The sequence below is a fragment of the Lactococcus sp. AK05 genome (assembly GCF_041026685.1).
GTDB lineage: Bacteria > Bacillota > Bacilli > Lactobacillales > Streptococcaceae > Lactococcus > Lactococcus lactis.
This window is the reverse complement of record NZ_JBFTEI010000001.1, coordinates 825,604-843,638: the sequence shown is the minus strand read 5'-3', so window position 1 is coordinate 843,638 and position 18,035 is coordinate 825,604. Positions and strand designations below refer to the sequence as shown.

The 18,035-nt window shown below is 34.6% G+C and carries 16 protein-coding genes; 15 read left to right on the top strand and 1 reads right to left on the bottom strand.

The genetic code is table 11. The annotated features are described in order from the left end of the window. The first annotated feature begins 172 nt into the window (after nt 1-172). The 5 genes from AB6B24_RS04030 (at nt 173) to AB6B24_RS04010 (ending at nt 6,808) form a co-directional block, all read left to right on the top strand. Nucleotides 173-1,639, top strand: coding sequence for a helix-turn-helix domain-containing protein (locus AB6B24_RS04030; RefSeq protein ID WP_047206001.1), 1,467 nt, complete (start codon nt 173-175; stop codon nt 1,637-1,639). Nucleotides 1,640-2,006: 367 nt separating this feature from the next. Continuing rightward, on the top strand, nt 2,007-3,503 hold the full coding sequence (gene glpK / locus AB6B24_RS04025) for a glycerol kinase GlpK (RefSeq protein ID WP_047206000.1): 1,497 nt from the start codon (nt 2,007-2,009) through the stop codon (nt 3,501-3,503). Nucleotides 3,504-3,539: 36 nt separating this feature from the next. Continuing rightward, the gene (gene glpO, locus AB6B24_RS04020) at nt 3,540-5,369 is read left to right on the top strand and encodes a type 1 glycerol-3-phosphate oxidase (protein ID WP_311804178.1); all 1,830 of its coding nucleotides are present in this window, start codon (nt 3,540-3,542) and stop codon (nt 5,367-5,369) included. A gap of 52 nt (nt 5,370-5,421) precedes the next feature. Beyond that, nucleotides 5,422-6,159, top strand: a complete 738-nt coding sequence (locus tag AB6B24_RS04015; RefSeq protein WP_038600887.1) for an MIP/aquaporin family protein — start codon at nt 5,422-5,424, stop codon at nt 6,157-6,159. Nucleotides 6,160-6,583: 424 nt separating this feature from the next. After that, entirely contained in the window at nt 6,584-6,808 is a 225-nt protein-coding gene (locus AB6B24_RS04010) for a helical hairpin domain-containing protein (protein WP_311802663.1), read from the top strand. Here the strand turns inward: AB6B24_RS04010 and AB6B24_RS04005 are convergent. Next, a complete protein-coding gene (locus AB6B24_RS04005; protein WP_153241783.1) occupies nt 6,792-6,977 on the bottom strand; it encodes a hypothetical protein in 186 nt (61 codons plus the stop codon). The two genes, AB6B24_RS04010 and AB6B24_RS04005, sit on opposite strands and share 17 nt — an antisense overlap. A gap of 264 nt (nt 6,978-7,241) precedes the next feature. Here AB6B24_RS04005 and AB6B24_RS04000 point away from each other — a divergent pair, with 264 nt between their 5' ends. The 10 genes from AB6B24_RS04000 to AB6B24_RS03955 all read left to right on the top strand — a co-directional run bounded on the left by AB6B24_RS04000 (nt 7,242) and on the right by AB6B24_RS03955 (nt 18,032). Further along, nucleotides 7,242-7,919, top strand: a complete 678-nt coding sequence (locus tag AB6B24_RS04000; RefSeq protein WP_311802662.1) for a DEAD/DEAH box helicase family protein — start codon at nt 7,242-7,244, stop codon at nt 7,917-7,919. After that, on the top strand, nt 7,903-8,076 hold the full coding sequence (locus tag AB6B24_RS03995; protein WP_369164223.1) for an IS3 family transposase: 174 nt from the start codon (nt 7,903-7,905) through the stop codon (nt 8,074-8,076). The genes AB6B24_RS04000 and AB6B24_RS03995 overlap by 17 nt, the downstream gene beginning before the upstream one ends. 1,222 nt (nt 8,077-9,298) lie before the next feature. Continuing rightward, nucleotides 9,299-10,234 carry a hypothetical protein gene (locus tag AB6B24_RS03990; protein WP_311802661.1) on the top strand — a complete coding sequence of 312 codons (936 nt, stop codon included), beginning with the start codon at nt 9,299-9,301 and terminating at the stop codon, nt 10,232-10,234. 256 nt (nt 10,235-10,490) lie between these two features. Beyond that, the gene (locus tag AB6B24_RS03985; protein WP_311802660.1) at nt 10,491-10,946 is read left to right on the top strand and encodes a hypothetical protein; all 456 of its coding nucleotides are present in this window, start codon (nt 10,491-10,493) and stop codon (nt 10,944-10,946) included. After that, on the top strand, nt 10,915-11,808 hold the full coding sequence (locus AB6B24_RS03980) for a ParA family protein (RefSeq protein ID WP_311802658.1): 894 nt from the start codon (nt 10,915-10,917) through the stop codon (nt 11,806-11,808). Before AB6B24_RS03985 ends, AB6B24_RS03980 begins: the two co-directional genes overlap by 32 nt. A gap of 45 nt (nt 11,809-11,853) precedes the next feature. After that, the gene (locus AB6B24_RS03975; protein ID WP_268766202.1) at nt 11,854-11,979 is read left to right on the top strand and encodes a hypothetical protein; all 126 of its coding nucleotides are present in this window, start codon (nt 11,854-11,856) and stop codon (nt 11,977-11,979) included. Nucleotides 11,980-12,270: 291 nt separating this feature from the next. Beyond that, on the top strand, nt 12,271-12,549 hold the full coding sequence (locus AB6B24_RS03970) for a hypothetical protein (RefSeq protein ID WP_058208604.1): 279 nt from the start codon (nt 12,271-12,273) through the stop codon (nt 12,547-12,549). 1,020 nt (nt 12,550-13,569) lie between these two features. Beyond that, nucleotides 13,570-14,583 (top strand): hypothetical protein, encoded by a 1,014-nt coding sequence (locus tag AB6B24_RS03965; protein ID WP_369164188.1) that lies wholly within the window; start codon nt 13,570-13,572, stop codon nt 14,581-14,583. 251 nt (nt 14,584-14,834) lie between these two features. Beyond that, nucleotides 14,835-17,684, top strand: coding sequence for a SpaA isopeptide-forming pilin-related protein (locus AB6B24_RS03960; protein ID WP_058208602.1), 2,850 nt, complete (start codon nt 14,835-14,837; stop codon nt 17,682-17,684). A 54-nt stretch (nt 17,685-17,738) separates the two neighbouring features. After that, nucleotides 17,739-18,032, top strand: coding sequence for a YdbC family protein (locus AB6B24_RS03955; RefSeq protein WP_058208601.1), 294 nt, complete (start codon nt 17,739-17,741; stop codon nt 18,030-18,032). Nucleotides 18,033-18,035: the final 3 nt, after the last annotated feature.

Below are 18,035 nucleotides of genomic sequence, written 5' to 3'. Positions count from 1 at the left end.
ATATAGAAGTTTAAAAGAAGAATAAGGCTTTTTGGTCATATTCTTTTTAGTGTCCAATTTACTATGTCCATACTGAGCAATTTTTAATAACAAAATATAGGGGAGTGATAAAATAGAATGAGAATATGAAAACTCCTACGAAAAATATTAATTTAGAAAAAGAGGAACGACTGTGAATATTGAAGTTTTACTTGAAAAGAAAGAACAAATACAGGTTAAGATTTTACGTCAGTTGTTCCTCAAACATGATAAGCTAACTGCGCAGGAACTATGTGATTGGGTAAACCTCTCTCGCCCTTCGGTTCAGAGTTACTTGGAGGATATATCTTATATAGGACAGATGATTGGGAAACCCATGGAAGTTATTCGTCAGAACAATAAACTCGTTCTAAACATGTCGGAATCACAAACTTTAGATGAAGTCATCAGTTTTTTAATTCAAGATAGTATCAAATATCGCCTGATTCTCTTATTTTTAGAACAAAAAAATTACATGATTTTTGAATTAGCAGAACTCTTGCTACTCAGTGAGTCTACTTTGTTTCGCAAAATCAAAGAACTCAATAAACTTTTATTGGAATTTGATATTCAAATCAAAAATAATAAATTGATCGGAGAAGAAAGTCAAATTCGCTATTTTTACTATCTGCTATTTGATTCGCTTCATCCTAAATTTAGACCAGATTTGCTGCAAGTCACTAAGTTTCAGGTTGAATTTGTACAGCAACTTGAAGAAACATTAAAAGTAAATTTTTCCGAAAGTAGCAAAGATAAACTTTATCGGTGGTTGGCAATCACAGAAAGAAGGCGGAAACTTACAGATATCCAAATTACTAAATCTTTGGAAATGAAGAAAATATACCAAGATGATCATCTCTATCAACTATTGGATTATCTTTTTTATCAATATATTTATGATAATCAGAGCAAGGATAACTGTGAGACAATTTTTTTCTACAGTTTTCTCCAATCTTTTTTCATTCTAGATAAAGAAAGTTATTACCGTTTTGATATTTACCGCAGTAAAAAAATTCCAACTGTTCTCTTGAATATTTCTTTAAGAGAGCGAATGTTAAACCACTATCGTCCCCATCGTTTAGGTTTAGAAGAGGAGAAATCCATCAGTTATCAGTTAGCTCAAGTAAACAATAAATTCACCTTTTTCCAAGGTAGCCTCTTTACCAAAATTCAAGAAGATTTGATGCTGCATAAACAAAACTGGGTTGATAAGAGTTTTCAAGATTTACTGGATAACCTCAAAGATATTGCTTTAAGTTATATACCCAAAGAGCAGGATTTACCAGAACTCATCTTTGGGTATCGCAATGCCTTGATGCTGCTGGAGCTCTTATCTGCTCAACAATTGACGGTGGCTTATGATTTGTCTGATACACCTGCCTATCAAATCCCAATGGAACATTATCTGAAAAATAACCTCAGATCTGTTGAAAAGATAAAATTGGAGCATTACCAAGAAAGCCAGAGCTATGATCTGCTTATCTCAAGTAAAAGAAATGACAGTCGAAAGCTTGTCTATATACTTTCCGAGTTTTCCAGTGATTATGATTTTGAAGAATTATTGTCGCATATTGAAAGCTTAAAAAAAGAAAAATTTCAAAAAAAAGCAATTTTGAATTAAGAATAAAACACGAAAGAGGGGTACTCTCTCCTCTTTTTTTATGTTTTCACGTGAATATTATTTTCCATTTATGAAGATATTACTACGGCCCCATTATTTAGCATTTTCTCGCTGAATTTATTACAGAATAGATGAAGAATTAAGAATAGTAACTCAAATAAGGTTAAAATTATTAGGGGTAGAGAATCTCTTTCATTATTTCCTAGTAAGCACAAACTACCCAAATTCGAGTAATTTTTAATATTCGAATCTGTTTTTTATTCTCGACTGCCATTTTTTTTTTGAAATTGATAAAAAATGAAAGTTTCTATTCATTTTAAAATGCTATAATATAAGATATAGAAAGCGTTTACAAAGGAGAGAAAACATGACAGAAACTTCTTACATTATGGCAATTGACCAAGGCACAACAAGCTCAAGGGCTATTATATTTGATAAACAGGGTAAACACATCGGAAGTTCCCAAAAAGAATTTACACAGTACTTTCCTAAAGAAGGTTGGGTGGAACATGATGCCAACGAAATTTGGAACTCTGTTCAATCTGTTATCGCAGGAGCATTTATTGAATCTGGTATCAAGCCTGTGCAGGTTGCTGGTATTGGTATTACTAACCAACGTGAAACAACCATTATTTGGGATAAAAAAACAGGTATACCAATCTATCATGCCATCGTGTGGCAATCACGTCAATCTGCCGATATTGCAAATGGTCTTAAAGATGGAGGACATGATGAACTCTTCCACAAAAAAACAGGACTTATTGTCGACTCATACTTTTCAGCCACAAAAATTCGTTGGATTCTTGACCATGTTGAAGGAGCACAAGAGCGGGCTGAACGAGGCGAGCTGCTCTTTGGAACAATTGATACATGGCTTTTATGGAAGTTGACAGATGGCGATGTACATTATACAGACTACTCTAATGCCAGCCGTACTATGCTCTACAACATTCATGAGTTAAAATGGGACGAAGAAATCCTGAATATCCTGAATATCCCAGCTTCAATGCTTCCAGAGGTTAAATCAAACTCAGAAGTTTATGGTGTGACTAAAGGCTTCCATTTCTTCGGATCTGAAGTACCAATCTCAGGTATGGCTGGTGACCAACAAGCGGCATTATTTGGTCAAATGGCGTTTGAACCAGGGATGATTAAAAATACTTATGGTACAGGTTCATTTATCGTTATGAATACGGGTGAGAAACCACATATTTCCAAAAATAACATGCTCACAACAATTGGTTATGGTATTAATGGAAAAGTTTATTATGCCTTAGAAGGAAGTATTTTTGTTGCAGGTTCATCAATCCAATGGTTACGTGATGGTTTGAAGATGTTGGATCGTGCCAGTGATTCTGAAGAAGTTGCACTCCAGTCTATGAGTCAAGATGAAGTTTATGTGGTTCCAGCTTTTGTGGGCCTTGGCGCACCATATTGGGACCAAGAAGCGCGTGGTGCAATGTTTGGATTGACCCGTGGAACGACAAAAGAAGATATTGTAAAAGCAACCTTACAAGGCATAGCTTATCAAGTTCGCGATGTAGTCAGCACCATGAAAGAAGATACAGGAATCGATATGTCTGTACTCAAAGTAGATGGTGGCGCAGCAAATAATGAATACCTGATGCAGTTCCAAGCTGATATTTTGAATATCCCTATTCAACGTGCGGGAGATCTTGAAACGACAGCGCTCGGTGCAGCCTTCCTTGCAGGTCTTGCAGTTGGTTTTTGGAAAGATTTAGAAGAACTTAAAGAATCTTATGAGCCTGGTAAAATTTTCCAGACACAGATGCAAGAAGAACGTAGAGAAGAACTTTATGCTGGTTGGAAAAAAGCTGTGAATGCAACACGCGCTTTCAAATAATAGTCAATCAGATAGTAACATAAAAGGAGAATAGAAATGGCTTTTTCTAAAAAAACAAGACAAGAAGCAATCACAAAAGTTCAGAATGAAGAAATGGATTTGCTCATTATCGGAGGAGGTATTACTGGTGCTGGATTGGCTTTACAAGCGGCAGCAACAGGCATGAAAGTTGCTGTACTTGAAATGCAGGACTTTTCAGAAGGAACATCGTCACGCTCAACGAAACTCGTGCATGGAGGTATACGTTATCTAAAAAACTTTGATGTCGAAGTAGTTTCCGACACTGTTTCAGAACGTGCTGTTGTTCAAAGCATTGCGCCACATATTCCTAAGCCAGACCCGATGTTACTCCCTATTTATGATGATGAAGGCAAAACAACTTTTGATATGTTTTCTGTTAAAATCGCCATGGATTTGTATGATCGGTTGGCAGGTGTTGATGAAGGTTCTCCGTATGCCAATTACACCATCTCACCAGAAGAAGTGCTACGCCGTGAGCCGCTCATTAAAAAAAAGGGTTTGCAAGGCGCAGGGATTTATCTGGACTATCGTAACAATGATTCACGTTTGGTGATTGATAATATTAAAAAAGCTGTAGATGACGGCGCACAAGCCATCAGCAAGATGAAAGTGATTGATTTTATCTATACTGATGGACAAATCTCTGGTGTTCGGGCACGTGACTTATTGACAGATGAAGTCATTGAAGTAAAATCTAAACTTGTGATTAATACAAGTGGTCCTTGGGTAGATAAGATACGTTACTTGAACTTTACTCGCCCGATTGTTCCAAAAATGCGTCCTACAAAAGGTGTCCATCTCGTGGTTAATGCTGCCAAATTACCTGTGCCTCAACCAACATATTTTGATACAGGAAAACATGATAAACGTATGGTTTTTGCCATTCCACGTGAAAATAAAACATATTTTGGTACGACAGATACGGATTATCATGGCGACTTTACCGATCCAAAGGTTACTCAAGAAGATGTGGACTACCTTTTAGATGTCATCAATTTCCGTTATCCTGGAGCAAATATCACGATTAATGATATTGAATCTTCATGGGCTGGATTGCGCCCATTGCTAGGTGGAAATTCGGGTTCAGATTATAACGGAGGTGATAACGGTGCAGTTTCTGAGACTAGCTTTAACGCTGTCGTAGAGGCTGTGCTTCGCTATAAAAATAAAGCAGCAACTAAAGCCGAAGTAGAGCATTTATTGAACAATATGGAATCAAGTCTTTCAGAAACGGCAGATGCACCATCTTCCGTTTCTCGTGGGAGCTCGCTTGAACGTGAGAGCGATGGTTTGATTACTTTAGCTGGTGGGAAAATCACTGACTACCGTAAAATGGCAGCAGGTGCGATGGAGCTTATTTGTCAAATACTTATTGAGGACTTTGATTTGAAATATGAACCAATCGACTCTAAAAAATACCAGATCTCTGGTGGTGAATTTGATCCAACTAAGGTTGAAGAAGTCGTTGCTGAAAACATGAAAATCGGTGTTGTTGCAGGCCTTACAGAAGAGGAGGCGAAATACATAGCGGACTTTTATGGAATGAACTCACTCCAAGTTTTTGCCTATGCTTCTGAAATGAAACCTTATGAAGGCTTATCTTTAGCAGAATCAGCGCGTCTGCGCTATGCGCTTGAGGATGAAATGATCTTGACACCGGTAGACTACTTGCTTCGTCGCACTAACCATATTTTATTTATGCGTGAAAGTATAGATACAATCAAAGTTCATGTCGTCAATGTCATTGCGGACTTCCTCGGTTGGTCTGTAGAAGAAAAAGCAGAACAAGAAAAAGCTTTGGAAAAAGCGCTTCGTGAATCTGACTTGTCAGACTTGAAGAAATAAAAAGAGTTCGAAGATAATTAAAACAAATAAAAAATAGAAATAAGGAGTCAATATGCACTCAGAAATGGTACAGCTACTTGGTGAATTTTTAGGAACATTTATCTTAATACTTCTTGGTAACGGGGTCGTTTCAGGCGTTGTCCTGAACAAAACGAAAGCAACAGGAGCGGGTTGGGTTGCTATCACTCTCGGTTGGGGATTTGCAGTAATGATGGGGGTTTACATTTCTGGATTTATGTCGCCTGCCCATTTGAATCCAGCAGTAACAATTGCAATGGCAATGATTGGGAGCTTTAGCTGGAGTTTGGTTATTCCTTATATTATTGCGCAAATGCTTGGTGCAATGGTCGCCAGCATTATCCTCTACCTAATGTTTTACCCTCACTATGCTGAAACAAAAAATCCAGCAGATATCTTGGGCACTTTTTCTACAGGTCCTGCTCTTCGTCAGACAAGCTCAAATTTGATTAGTGAAATTGTAGGTACTGCAGTATTGACGACAGGAATTCTCGCCTTCGGTCAATACGCTATTACGCAAACTTCGGGTGTCTCCCCCCTTTTAGTAGGTGCCATTATCACAGCCATTGGTTTATCACTTGGTGCAACGACAGGTTACTCTCTAAATCCCGCACGTGACTTAGGACCTCGCATCATGCATGCCATCTTACCTATCAAAGGTAAAGGAGATTCAGACTGGTCTTACGCATGGATACCTGTTTTAGGTCCAATCATTGGTGGTAGCTTAGGTGCCCTTCTTTTTAATATGGTTATTCAATTTGCAAGTAAATAAACTGAAATAATATACAAAAAAAGAGTTAGAAAGAGTTCTAACTCTTTTTATTAAAAATAAATGAGCCATAAGAAAAAATTTTCTATAATCAAAGTCACATAATCAATTGAGAAAAAATTTAATTCAAATATAATTATTGATGATTATGGAAAGTCTGCCCAGCATGTTTAAGTGTTTCCTACTTGTACTTGATTTCTGTTGTTAGATTATACAACCTGGTATTGGTAGTTATCTAAGGCCATTCCATAGAATCGACTTTTATTGATAAAGTAGGAGAAAATTTTGAGCTTCATCTTAATAATTTTTCAAAATTTAAGTTTTTAAACGAGAAAACCAAAACTATTCATCTATTCTTTTAGGAAAAGAAATTATCGGTCAACTCTCAAAAGAAAATGAACGTATCCCTGCTAGAAAAAATTATGGAATGAACTATGTGCATGACTTATTTGAAGCAACAAACTTACTAAGTCGTCATGGAATTAGTGGGCAAGAATCTTTCAAACATCTCGGAGAAGAGTTTATCACAAATATGGAAAAGGTAGAATTAGCACTTGAACAATTAGATAAAGAAATACTTACTCAAACAGAACGAGTGAAATTCAATCAAGGGAATCCTCAACTCATTGAACAGCTCAAACAATTACAATAAGAGCAACAATTTTGTCATTGCTTCCTGTGATTTTAGGGTTGGCTAGTCTTTTGGCAAGTGGCGTTATTTCACTTTTTTTGTCACAAATTGGCTTTAAATTGTTATGGACACTGTCCGCAATTTTAACTGCTTTAGCAATAATATTGCTAGGAATAATTAAAAAAATCATATAGCAGTATCTCAAATCACACTTCTTATCATAAATCATTATCCGTAATTTACTTCGTTACCTTCAGCGTAAGCAGCTTGGCGAATTGGTAAGTGAAATTATCAGGAAATAGATGAACAGATTATCGTGATACGAGGAAAGACGCAACCTTTCAACTAGTATGAAAAAGAAGTTAATCTTAGGCTTTAATGTAAAAAATCTTATACCACCAGTTTCTTCTCAACCTCTTCTTATTAGACAGATACTTACAGAGTAGAATTAGAAATGACTAGAACCTATGCGGTTATTGATAAATATGGTTATAGAAACTCACGGAAAAATCAAAGTTACCCTGCAGACAAATTAGCAACCACTCTATTAAATCAACGTGCTCCAAAAATTTATCAACCTGACCCTGATGACCCTACTGGCAAGAAAAGGACTCTTGATTCAGAAGTCACAGCAACTATTCAAGAAAGAGGGACTGAACTTGCGTCTCAATTTGAAGAATGGGTCATGAAATCGCCTGAAATAGTTAAAATTTATAATGAACGTTATAACCGTTCTATTGTAAAACCTTATGATGGTTCTTCTTTAACAGTCAATGGTCTTGCAAAACAATATCAACTCAGACTTCATCAACAAAATGCTTTTATGCGGATTGTTCAAGAACGACGTGCAGGGCTTGCTCATGAAGTGGGTTCTGGTAAAACTTTAACCTTGCTTGCTTCGTCGATGAGACTTCAAGAATTAGGTGTTATTTCTAAACCAATGTTCGTTATTCCTAAACCACTTGTAGAGCAATTTGGTAGAGAAATATATAAGTATTTCCCAGAAAGTAAGGTACTCATAGTAACTACGGATGACTTTACGAAAACAATAGAAAAAGATTTATTAGTAGAATTGCCAATGGAAACTATAATGCGATTGTCATTGTGGACTCTCAATAGGGAATTGTTATGATAATGCCTGTTGTGAAAACTTTTGTTCTCATCTTAAATCGGAGCATTTATATCTAAAAAAGGCGGAGAACGAAAATGAACTGATTGACGATTATATTGTTTGGTACAATGAAGATAGGCCACAAGAAAAGCTAAATGGAATGTCTCCAAAATTTTAAATATCAATACACTATATGATAAACTCTCCATAAAATTTAAAAATTTTGTTCCCCTATAATCTTCTCGCTTGACCTAAAGTTAGCTTTAGGTATTATAATAAAGTTGTAAATATAAATTCTTTAGATATATTAGAGGAGAAAGATGAGTAATGAAATAAAACTAACTTCAAATTGGGATAAAGTATTTCCAAAAAGCAATAAAGTAAGTCATAATAAAGTGACTTTCAAATTTTAGTATCCATTTTAACTGATGCTTGACATAATGGCTTGTAGAGGCATTTTTTGTTATAATAATGGAGTAGAGCTTATCATTAATACAAGTAATAAAAAATGACCGTTCTACTTAGCAGGTAATCGGTCATTTTTGATTGAAGTATTGCTACCGTTTTATGATTTAATTATATCATAAATCGAGATTTAGTAAAGTCAAATTTACTCAACCCTTTATGTGAAAAATCAAGTTTAGAAACTAAAAAAGTAAAAGTACGGTATTTAGTAATGGCTCAAAAAAGAAAAGACAACATTTCGTTCCTCAACATCTCCAAAGAAATTTTGCATTAGATAAAAAAGAAAATAGAGTTAGAATCTATATAAAAAAAGAAAAAAATTTGCTGATGTGTCAATTAAAGACAATCTTCAAACATCTTATTTTATGGAAAAACAAAAACTTCGGAAAAACTATTTTGAAAGATAATTAAAACAAAAAGCAGGAGAGTAACGTGTCACAAAAACCTTATAATATCAAGGTTTACGAAACCTTTTGAAAAGGTGTGACACAGAACTCCTATATGTTTTAAGTAACATCTTTCCGAAAAACTTTAATTACTTTTACAACCCCAAAAGAAGAAGAAGCTATAAGAATTACATAACACCCCTAACTGAAAATAATACAAAACACCATTCAATAATACTTTGAATGGTGTATTTTTATACACAAAATATACAAAATAAATCACAAATATACATTTTTCGATTTAATTGGTCATTATTACTTAAAATGCTAGGTTCGATTCCTACATAAATCATTGAGCAGTTGCTCATACTAAATGCTATCTGCCATAATAGCCTTGCGGGTCTGCGCCAACAGTACTTGCATTTGCGAAATTCTGTGTTGACTTAAGTCAATAAGGACGATAGAGGCTCGAATCCTCGATTTCGCTTTAAAACTTAATTCTTATCGTATCTTGGCGGATACGTTTAAGTTAGAAAATGGAAACATATTATGGCAGTTAAGAAATTTAAAAAACAAAAAGGCTATGAAAGTCTAAATAGAGAATTTTTGCAAAGAAATGATTTAAGTTTAGAAGCTAGAGGGTTACTAAGTTATATGGAAAGTATGCCAGATAATTATATTTTTCATAAAACAAATCTTTATACATGTTTTGAAAAAAATAAAAAAACCTCAGTTGAAAGAATTTGGAACGAACTTCTTGACCAAAATTTCATAATCGCATATTCCAAAGGAAAAAAACCTAAACAACAATTTGAGTATCTTTTTAGTCATGAAGGATTTTCAGAAGAAACGATTCAGGAATTAAATGAAGAGTACTTATCAACTGGTTGGGATATTGCTTATCGTTCTGGAACGAATAGAAAGCCTGCTTCATACTATCGAAATAAAAAATTGGTAGTAAATAAACAAAAGTCAAGTGACCCTAAACCTAATGTTAATCAGGGTGTTGAAAATCAACATACTGATAACCATGGGATTTCTATGGGTGTTGATTTTGAACAGCATAAAACGGACAGCACAAAATCAACAGGTATTAAATCTATTAATAAAGGTTTACTAATAAATGGTGAAGAAGAAGAAGAAAATAATAAAGAAATTTCAGAAGTTCAAAATAAACTTAAAAAAGCAAAAATGGATTATCTTGAATGTTTTCCATTTGAAAAAGAATTGATTGAATCTCTTTTGAGAACAAATTTTTCTGAAGATGTCAAAACCGACTTAATGGACTTCTTGTTTACCACACGAGTTGGATTTGATTTAGATTACTCTGACCCAGAACAGGCATCAATTGCATTTGCTGAGTTGGTTAAAGAACAGTTGATAGATAATAAATATAACAGTAGACAAAACTATTTGAGTTACTTCAGAATAGGATTACAACAGAAAATAGCAACAAGAAAGGCAGTCTCTTCTGTACATTATTAAAACAGAAAAATGATAAAGACTTTGACCTAAGTATGTCAATAAACTGCTTATCTAAACAATTGTTTAGAGATGCGGACATCGCTTAATAGCAAAAGCTCAAGCTCACTGGTGAGACTTCCTGTAATGTGGAGTACACCACTCTGTCTCACCACTGTGTAAGATAGCTTGAATGTGGGTTGGAATCCCTCTGTCTGCTTAGGAAGAATACAGGCTTCCTTGTCTAATCGACAGAAATCTTACACAAAGGAGTCATCAAATGGCTAATAACGAACAAGCAAATTCATTTCTTGATTTTATGCGAGGAGGTAATACTGATAGTGATACTGACCTCAATACTATTGAAGCAGGTCTACCTGCAAATCCGAAGGAGGACAATGGTCAAGAATTAAATCTAATTACATCAAATTGGGAAACAAGACCTCTTGTAGGCAAAAGTAATACTGATACTGAACTCGAAAATAGTGAATCGAGAAGTATCAAACCAGTTCTAATTAATCCAATTAGACCTGTTGAAAAATCTAAACAAAGAAATTTTGGGTTAACTGATAGACAATATAGTGAACTATTGCAAGCAGCCGCTGATTTTGGATTTGTTAGAACTGCCAAAGGTGGTGAAATAGTGCCAAATGCAAGTGCTTTTCTTCAGAAAATTATTGAGTTAAAAATATGGGAAAATGTAAATGGAAATGAAGAGGGCAGAAATCATGAATGATATAAAAAAAGTTCAAGTGATTTCAGCAAATATTACTAAAGGTGGAGTCGGAAAAACAACGATTATTTATAATAGTGCATATTTTCTAACGATGCTAAAGCTTAAAAAAGTATTAATTGCTGATTTCGATTTCCAGATGAACCTCACTAATAGATTTATTCCAGTAAGTCAACGAAAAGATTTAATCAAACCTGAAAATGATGTATTAAATTTCTTTAAAAATGACACTATTCCTGAGCCGATTCTAGTTGATAATAACCTTTGGTTGATACCAGGTAATCCAAAATTAGAGGAGCTACTGGATGATGTTAAGAATGGAAAACAGCGTAATTACCTTCTTCAATGGTATTACAGCAATATGGAAAAACTTTCTGAACAGTATGATTATATTTTATTTGATACCCACAATGACCATAATATGATTACTGATAACATTCTTGCTGTATCTGATAAAGTAATAGCAATAGCAGACGTTGACGGAGATAGCATGTCAATGCTTGCTGATGAAGTTAATCACATAAATAAATTGAAAAAATTAATTGTCAATCCAATAACTGGAGAGTCTTTCGTTAATACTAAAGTAGTAAAAATTGGTAATAAGATAATTGCGGATGCAGCTAAAAACCCTGATACATCAACTGCGAATGTTGACCATAGAAATTTCGTTAAAGCATTTAACCAAATGATGGAGGTTGATGATTCATTCCTGGGTTACTTCTGGGAAAGAGGGCCTCTTGCTAAAGCCAAAACAGAGAATAAATCTATGTTTCACTTAAAAAATGATGCAAGATACAACAAGAAAAATAATATAGAGTTCTATCAAAAATCAGAGGAGCTTTTTGAAAAGATATTTTCATCTTGATGATAAGTATTAATTGAAAGGGGAGCTGGTGAAAAACGATAAAATATGTACCCAATGTGGTCTCATCACTTACCAACGGATGATAACATTTGCAAATATTGTCAAAAAGGAAAACCAGAGAATGAGATGACTGATACAAGAGGTCACGTGGTTCCAATGCTTGGATTGTAAAAGAAAATAATGAAAAATATTAGTGAGCAGCTCTTAGAAATCTTCATCAGTATACTAGGGATTGTATCTTCGGGAGCATTATTGTTTATTATATCTATTTTATTTATAGATAATACTATCGATGAGATACGTTTTGAAATACGTAATAACAGCCTTTTAAAATTTTTGTTAATTGTTTTGCCTATCGTGATATGTTTTATTGCTATTTACTATCTACATATTATCAAATTAACTTAAAGCAGGTAATACAGACGATTTATTATAAAAAATAGTGAAGAAAAGGAGTTTTGAATGACAAATATATATTCTAAAGGTGCAATATTGCTTCCGAGACAATTAAGAAGTCTCAATGGAAAAAAAGTAATGTTCATGACTGGTGAAGAAGGTAACATTACTTATCCCTATATCCTTATCAAAAGAAAAAATCAATACCATCCAGTCAATATTGAAAATAAACGCGTTTTTCAAGAAATAAAACAAATCAAAAATGGTCGAGTGATTCTTGCTGAAAGAGTTAATCATAATTCTCCTTTATACTCTACAGGAAAAGGAAGAACTCAAAAAAAATAAATTAAACTAGGAAATAGGCTCAAAGGGAGCGCTAGAAAACTACTGGCAGAGGTTCGATTCCCTTATTTCCAATTTCCCTCTTTGCGGAATATTATACTAAAGAATATTACAACTTTTTATGCTGAATATTAAATAAAAAGAAGTAGGAGAAGCACAAGACTCCAAAGCAAATGGACTTTGAACTTTGACAATTGAATAGTCGGCATTGACTCGGTTAAGATGGTATTAATTGAGCTTGGTCAATGACCGCCCCCCTCATCAGCGTGACTACTAAAGGGGGCAAAAGGGGAGTGTTAATTGATTAAGTTATCTTCTTCCCTTTTGGATGAAATCACACCGTGCAAAAATTTAACACGTATATGTACAAGAGTACTTAGTCCACACAGAAAAGTCGGAACTCTAATTATTAGAGAATGAGAAAGACAGGACGACTAGATGTGAGAGAACATTGGGATAAAACCTACTGCCTGAGGGTAAGGGTGAACATAGTCACAATTGAGATTGCTGAAAGCAATGCTAGTTAATTCATGCTGTGAAGCATTGAGAGACAGGTAGACCATTCGTTTCAGTATATTATTTAATATATTTAGTTTCGGATAATATCTCTGAGTTTGGGGTTAGCTATAAACCTTGCGCAAAATTTTAATAACGTCTGATACAGACGACCAAAAAAATGTAATGATAACGATTAAATTTTAAGTTTTGTTTAAAAGAAAGATCAATATGATAGAATAAGAGGTGAAATTGACAGTACAAAACAATAAATGTTTTAATTTAAACTAAATGATGACAAATATGTTATCAACTTTAAAAGTGAGAGGAATCGAATATTATGAGAAGAAATGATGGATTTAGCCTATTTGGTCTAATTATTTATATGTTTTTGGGAGTGTTTATGATATTATTCTTTCTACTCAAACTCTATTACAAATTATTATGGAAACTTTTAAAGTTTATCTGGAAAAAATGTGGCGGAAAAACCAAAGAAGAAATTGATTTGTGTCATTAAGGAGAGATTTTATGAAAAAATTTACTAGAAAACAAATGATTACTGCAGGTGCAGTTGTAGTATTAGGGATTGGTGGAATCACTGTAGGGGTAGTTAATCATAATAATAATGTTCATGCTCAACAAGTGGCTAAAACTAAAGCTCATGATGCGCAAGTTAAGGTTGACAAAAAAGCAAAAGCTGAACAATTAGTTAAAGAAAAAAAAGTAGCCCAACAAAAACAAGTAACGGCACTACTTGCTACAGCGACCAAAAATCCTACTGATGCATCAATTAAAGCTGTCAATGATGCGATTGCTAAATTGACTGACCAAAAAGAAAAAACAAAAGATGATGATTTGGTTAAAGTACTAAATAATCGTCTTTCACTTATCAAAAAAGCTCAAGCAGCAGTTAAAGACTATCAAGCACATGCGACGGATGCCAATAAACAAAAAACAGCACAGGCGGCAATTAATGCTTTAACGGATAAAAATGATGCTAGCGTAAAAGCTCAACTCCAAAAACTGTTTGATGAAAGCAACAAACAAGCGCAAGAAGCTGCCAAAGCTGCTCAAGCCAAACAACAAACATCACAAGAATCTAAACAAACAAAAGTTGTAGATTCATCTGATCAAGAAATCGCTCCAACTCCTCAAGAAAACAACTCTAATAGTTCGGATAGCTCCACAAGCTCAAACGTAACTCCTTCTTACAACGGAGGCGGAACAAGCGCTAATACAGGTACTAACACCAATTCCAATGGTTCTAATCAAGGGAATAGTAATTCCAATAACGGAAATAGTAACTCAAACAACAACTCAAATAATAGTGGAAATAATGTTCAACCTACCCCAAGTCCTCAACCAACTGTTAAGTATATGGGGTGGGTATCAGTAGATGGCGTTGTAAAATATAGTCAAAACTTTGATAGTGATGCCCAAGCAACAGCTTATGCTTCTGGTGTTTATAACAGTAAAGAAGTCGAAGATTTGATGTTTGCAGGGCATTCCATCAGTTGGGGAGTTCGTCCAGTTCAAGTTTAGTAATCATCTAAAAAGAGTATATAGCTCAAAGGAAACAATCCTTTGAGTTTTTTTATTTCAAAAAGAAATCAAAGATTAATTAATAGATGTTGAAGAGTAGTTAGGAACTGTTAAATCTTATTGTTAAAGTTTAGTGAGGGTTCGATTCCCTCTACTCTTGTTGGTTCATAAGAGCCTAAAATAAAACTAAGCTGACCTTTGGTCAGTTTTTTTGATTGGATTCAATCAAAAATAGAAAGGAAATTTTTACTATGAGTAAAAATGAAAAACCCAAAGTTTATTTGGATTGGAAAACAGGGAAGCGATTCGCTTTAGTAGGTGGAATGTTACTTTTGATGACTGGGGTAGGAGTTCTTTCAGCTAATGCTAAGACTTCACAGGATACGAAAGCAAATATTAGTTCAGTCTTTCCAGATTTACCAACAGATTCACATGTAAATTACAAAGACGCTGAACCAATTCTTCATATCACCTTAGAAGATGGTTCTAATTCGACGTTAACAAAGTTATTCTTAGATGATAATACGCCAGTCTTTTGTGTAGGTCTCGGAATCGCTTTGGAGTCTAATTCTGTTACAGCGCAAGCAGATGCGACAAATCAGTTATTTGCTAAGCTAACTAGTGAACAAAAAGCTATCGTTAACAACGTTGCATTTATGGCTCGTCAAAAAGGAGATACAGAATCTTATGCTGAAGGTCGAGTTGCAATCTATTATTTGATGGATCAGTATGGTGTCGCAAAACATAAAGTTGCTGACTTGAAAGCTGTAGACGGTTCTGAAGTTCAAGACATGCAAAAAGTCAAAGATGGTGCAAATGATTTAATTAAAAAAGCTGAGAAAATGCGTGAACTCCCTAGTTTTAATGGTCAAACGATTCAATTAATTCAAGGAGTAGAAAAGACAGTTACTGATACTAAAGCAGTTCTCCCTAATTTCCCTTATGTAAAAAATAATGTTCCTGGTCTTACAGAGAGCGTATCTGGAAATAATTTAAAACTTAAAGCAGATAGTAGTGTTGCTCATGGTAATGTAAAAAACGCAGTACAATTTGTTAATAAAAGCAATGGTTTTACTGATAATGACCTTCCATATTTCATTTACTCTACCGATGGCGATAAAACTGGAGATAAGAGCCAGTCTGTTATTGCCACTAAAGACCCTTCAAATGCTCTAGCAGGCCTTAATGTAAATGTTATCGGTTTAGGAGAAACCACATTACTGAAGCATGATGCAGACACTTACAGTACAGATACTCAGGGTGAGGCTCAGTTAACTGGTTCAGTTTGGGGCTTGTATAAAGCAGGCACAGATACGCTTGTTAAGTATTCTGACGGACAAGATGGCTACCCTGTTACCGTGACAAACGGAGAAAAAGTCGATGATAAGCAAGTTCAATTGAAGTTGACTGATTTGACTAAAGGGGTTGGTGTTAAAAATCTCGATAACAGCGCTGATTATGAGTGGGGCGAAGTTAAAGCACCAGAAGGCTACGAATTATCAACAAAACGTTTTAAAGTACATTTTGATGATAAAGATAAGTTTGATGACAAAACAAGCAACTACATTGATGATGTGACTGCTCTTGACCGTGTGTTGCGCTTTAACTTTGGTTATATTAAAGCACAAGATGTCAATGGTTCATTGACTGGTTTAAATGGACGTGCCTTTCGACTTACTCCACAAGGAGATACAAAAGGTGACCCTATTGAAGTAACCTCATCTCAAAGTGAGGATGCAAGTGGGTTCATCAATAATGGACAAGTTAATTTTTCAAATATTAATTTTGGAGATTATTTGCTTGAAGAACTCCCTCAAGACAACGATAAACTTCAGTTAATCAATCCAATCTCCGTTACCACAAATACGAACAAGGACAAAGATGGTAATATTACTGGTTATACGGTTGAATTTAAAGATACAGTTACCCAACAAGTGATTACGACTCTTGATGTTCCAATTTCCAAGACAACTGATAACAATACCATGTTTAAAGTTAATCTAGGTACTTTGGTGGATAAACCTGTAACCCCTGTTGTTCCAACAATTAAGACACAAGCACATTCTAAAGACGGAGACAAGATTATTCAAATTAATGAAGTCTCTGAAAAAACTCCAATATACGATATTGCTGACTTTACAAACGTGCTTAAAGGGGATCAAATTTTATCATATGTTCATCGTGTAGTAACCGATAAAGATGGGAAAGTGACTTCTGATAAACTTCTCCAAACTATAAAATATGTAGCTGATGACGAAACGGTCAAAACACAACAACATCGCTTTGATACAACTGTTGACACTACTAAAGATTTTGACATTCCTGACGATTCTAAAGTCACTTACGTGTTTACTGAAAATGATTTTGATGCGTCCGCAAATCCTGAAATTGACGAACCTAAAGCCAAACATGATGACTTAAAAGACCAAGACCAAACGTTGACGGTTGATAAAGTCACTCCGTCTATTGATGTTGAGAAAGCAAATGCTAAAGTTCCTGATGCTGGGAATGGTAATCACACAGATAAAGATAACAATGTTGGAGTTAATGACCATGACACAGAAGATACATATTTTGAAGTTAAGCCAAATGCTGAAACCAAAATATTCTTCCGTGGTACAAATAATGGAACTGAGCCTTTAACTCATATTAAAGTTGTTGACAAAACTACTAATGGTTCAGTTAATATTAAAGGCATGACTTTTACGTACAATGATAAAAAGTTATCTGTCAATAAAGACGGAGAATTTGAACTTGACGGAAAACTTTTAGTTTTACAACCCAAAGAGTCTGTTATCGGTTCAGGAACGCTTGATGCACTACCAGAGGGCGAACTACATGGGGACAAAGTAACAATTGATGGAATTGGAGTTTACTCTAAGAAACATGTATCAGACGATGATAAATGGTATGGAAAAGTAGATGAAAAGCTAAAATCAATTGTAGAAAAAGTCGCAGGTTCACTTCCAACAACTGGTGAAGGCAAAGCTGCTTTAGGTATTTCAATCTTTGGTGCAGCTTTATTAGGTTTTGCCGCATATCTTAAACGCCAATGGATTGTTACTACTTATCGCAGGGTTATTGGTAAGATTCGTAAATAATTAATGTAAAGCTGAAGTATATTCAGCTTTTTAATTTCTGAAAGGAAAAATATTATGGTTTTAGATTTAACAAATAATAACACACAAAGTGATTTTAACTTTGAAAAAACTGAAGAAATTGCAATTCTTGACCGTTCAAGAAAAAATTGGACAACTGAATTAAATTTAGTTTCCTATAATGGCAATAAATCAGTGATTGATTTACGACAATGGTCTCCTGAAGGAAAAATGGGAAAAGGTTTAACTTTAACTGAACAAACCGCAAAAAATTTGCTGCTAGCGCTAGAATCATACTTCGGTAATGAGCCAATTCAAGAAGCGGCTGCTGAAGAAGGATTCAACTATTAGAAA

Bases quoted from the DNA above. Each gene is read 5' to 3' on its own strand.
- glpK (WP_047206000.1), top strand. From the start codon at position 2,007: ATGACAGAAACTTCTTACATTATGGCAATTGACCAAGGCACAACAAGC.
- glpO (WP_311804178.1), top strand. From the start codon at position 3,540: ATGGCTTTTTCTAAAAAAACAAGACAAGAAGCAATCACAAAAGTTCAG.
- AB6B24_RS04015 (WP_038600887.1), top strand. From the start codon at position 5,422: ATGCACTCAGAAATGGTACAGCTACTTGGTGAATTTTTAGGAACATTT.
- AB6B24_RS04010 (WP_311802663.1), top strand. From the start codon at position 6,584: ATGAACTATGTGCATGACTTATTTGAAGCAACAAACTTACTAAGTCGT.
- AB6B24_RS04005 (WP_153241783.1), bottom strand. From the start codon at position 6,977: ATGATTTTTTTAATTATTCCTAGCAATATTATTGCTAAAGCAGTTAAA.
- AB6B24_RS04000 (WP_311802662.1), top strand. From the start codon at position 7,242: ATGACTAGAACCTATGCGGTTATTGATAAATATGGTTATAGAAACTCA.
- AB6B24_RS03990 (WP_311802661.1), top strand. From the start codon at position 9,299: ATGGCAGTTAAGAAATTTAAAAAACAAAAAGGCTATGAAAGTCTAAAT.
- AB6B24_RS03985 (WP_311802660.1), top strand. From the start codon at position 10,491: ATGGCTAATAACGAACAAGCAAATTCATTTCTTGATTTTATGCGAGGA.
- AB6B24_RS03980 (WP_311802658.1), top strand. From the start codon at position 10,915: ATGGAAATGAAGAGGGCAGAAATCATGAATGATATAAAAAAAGTTCAA.
- AB6B24_RS03975 (WP_268766202.1), top strand. From the start codon at position 11,854: ATGTACCCAATGTGGTCTCATCACTTACCAACGGATGATAACATTTGC.
- AB6B24_RS03970 (WP_058208604.1), top strand. From the start codon at position 12,271: ATGACAAATATATATTCTAAAGGTGCAATATTGCTTCCGAGACAATTA.
- AB6B24_RS03965 (WP_369164188.1), top strand. From the start codon at position 13,570: ATGAAAAAATTTACTAGAAAACAAATGATTACTGCAGGTGCAGTTGTA.
- AB6B24_RS03960 (WP_058208602.1), top strand. From the start codon at position 14,835: ATGAGTAAAAATGAAAAACCCAAAGTTTATTTGGATTGGAAAACAGGG.
- AB6B24_RS03955 (WP_058208601.1), top strand. From the start codon at position 17,739: ATGGTTTTAGATTTAACAAATAATAACACACAAAGTGATTTTAACTTT.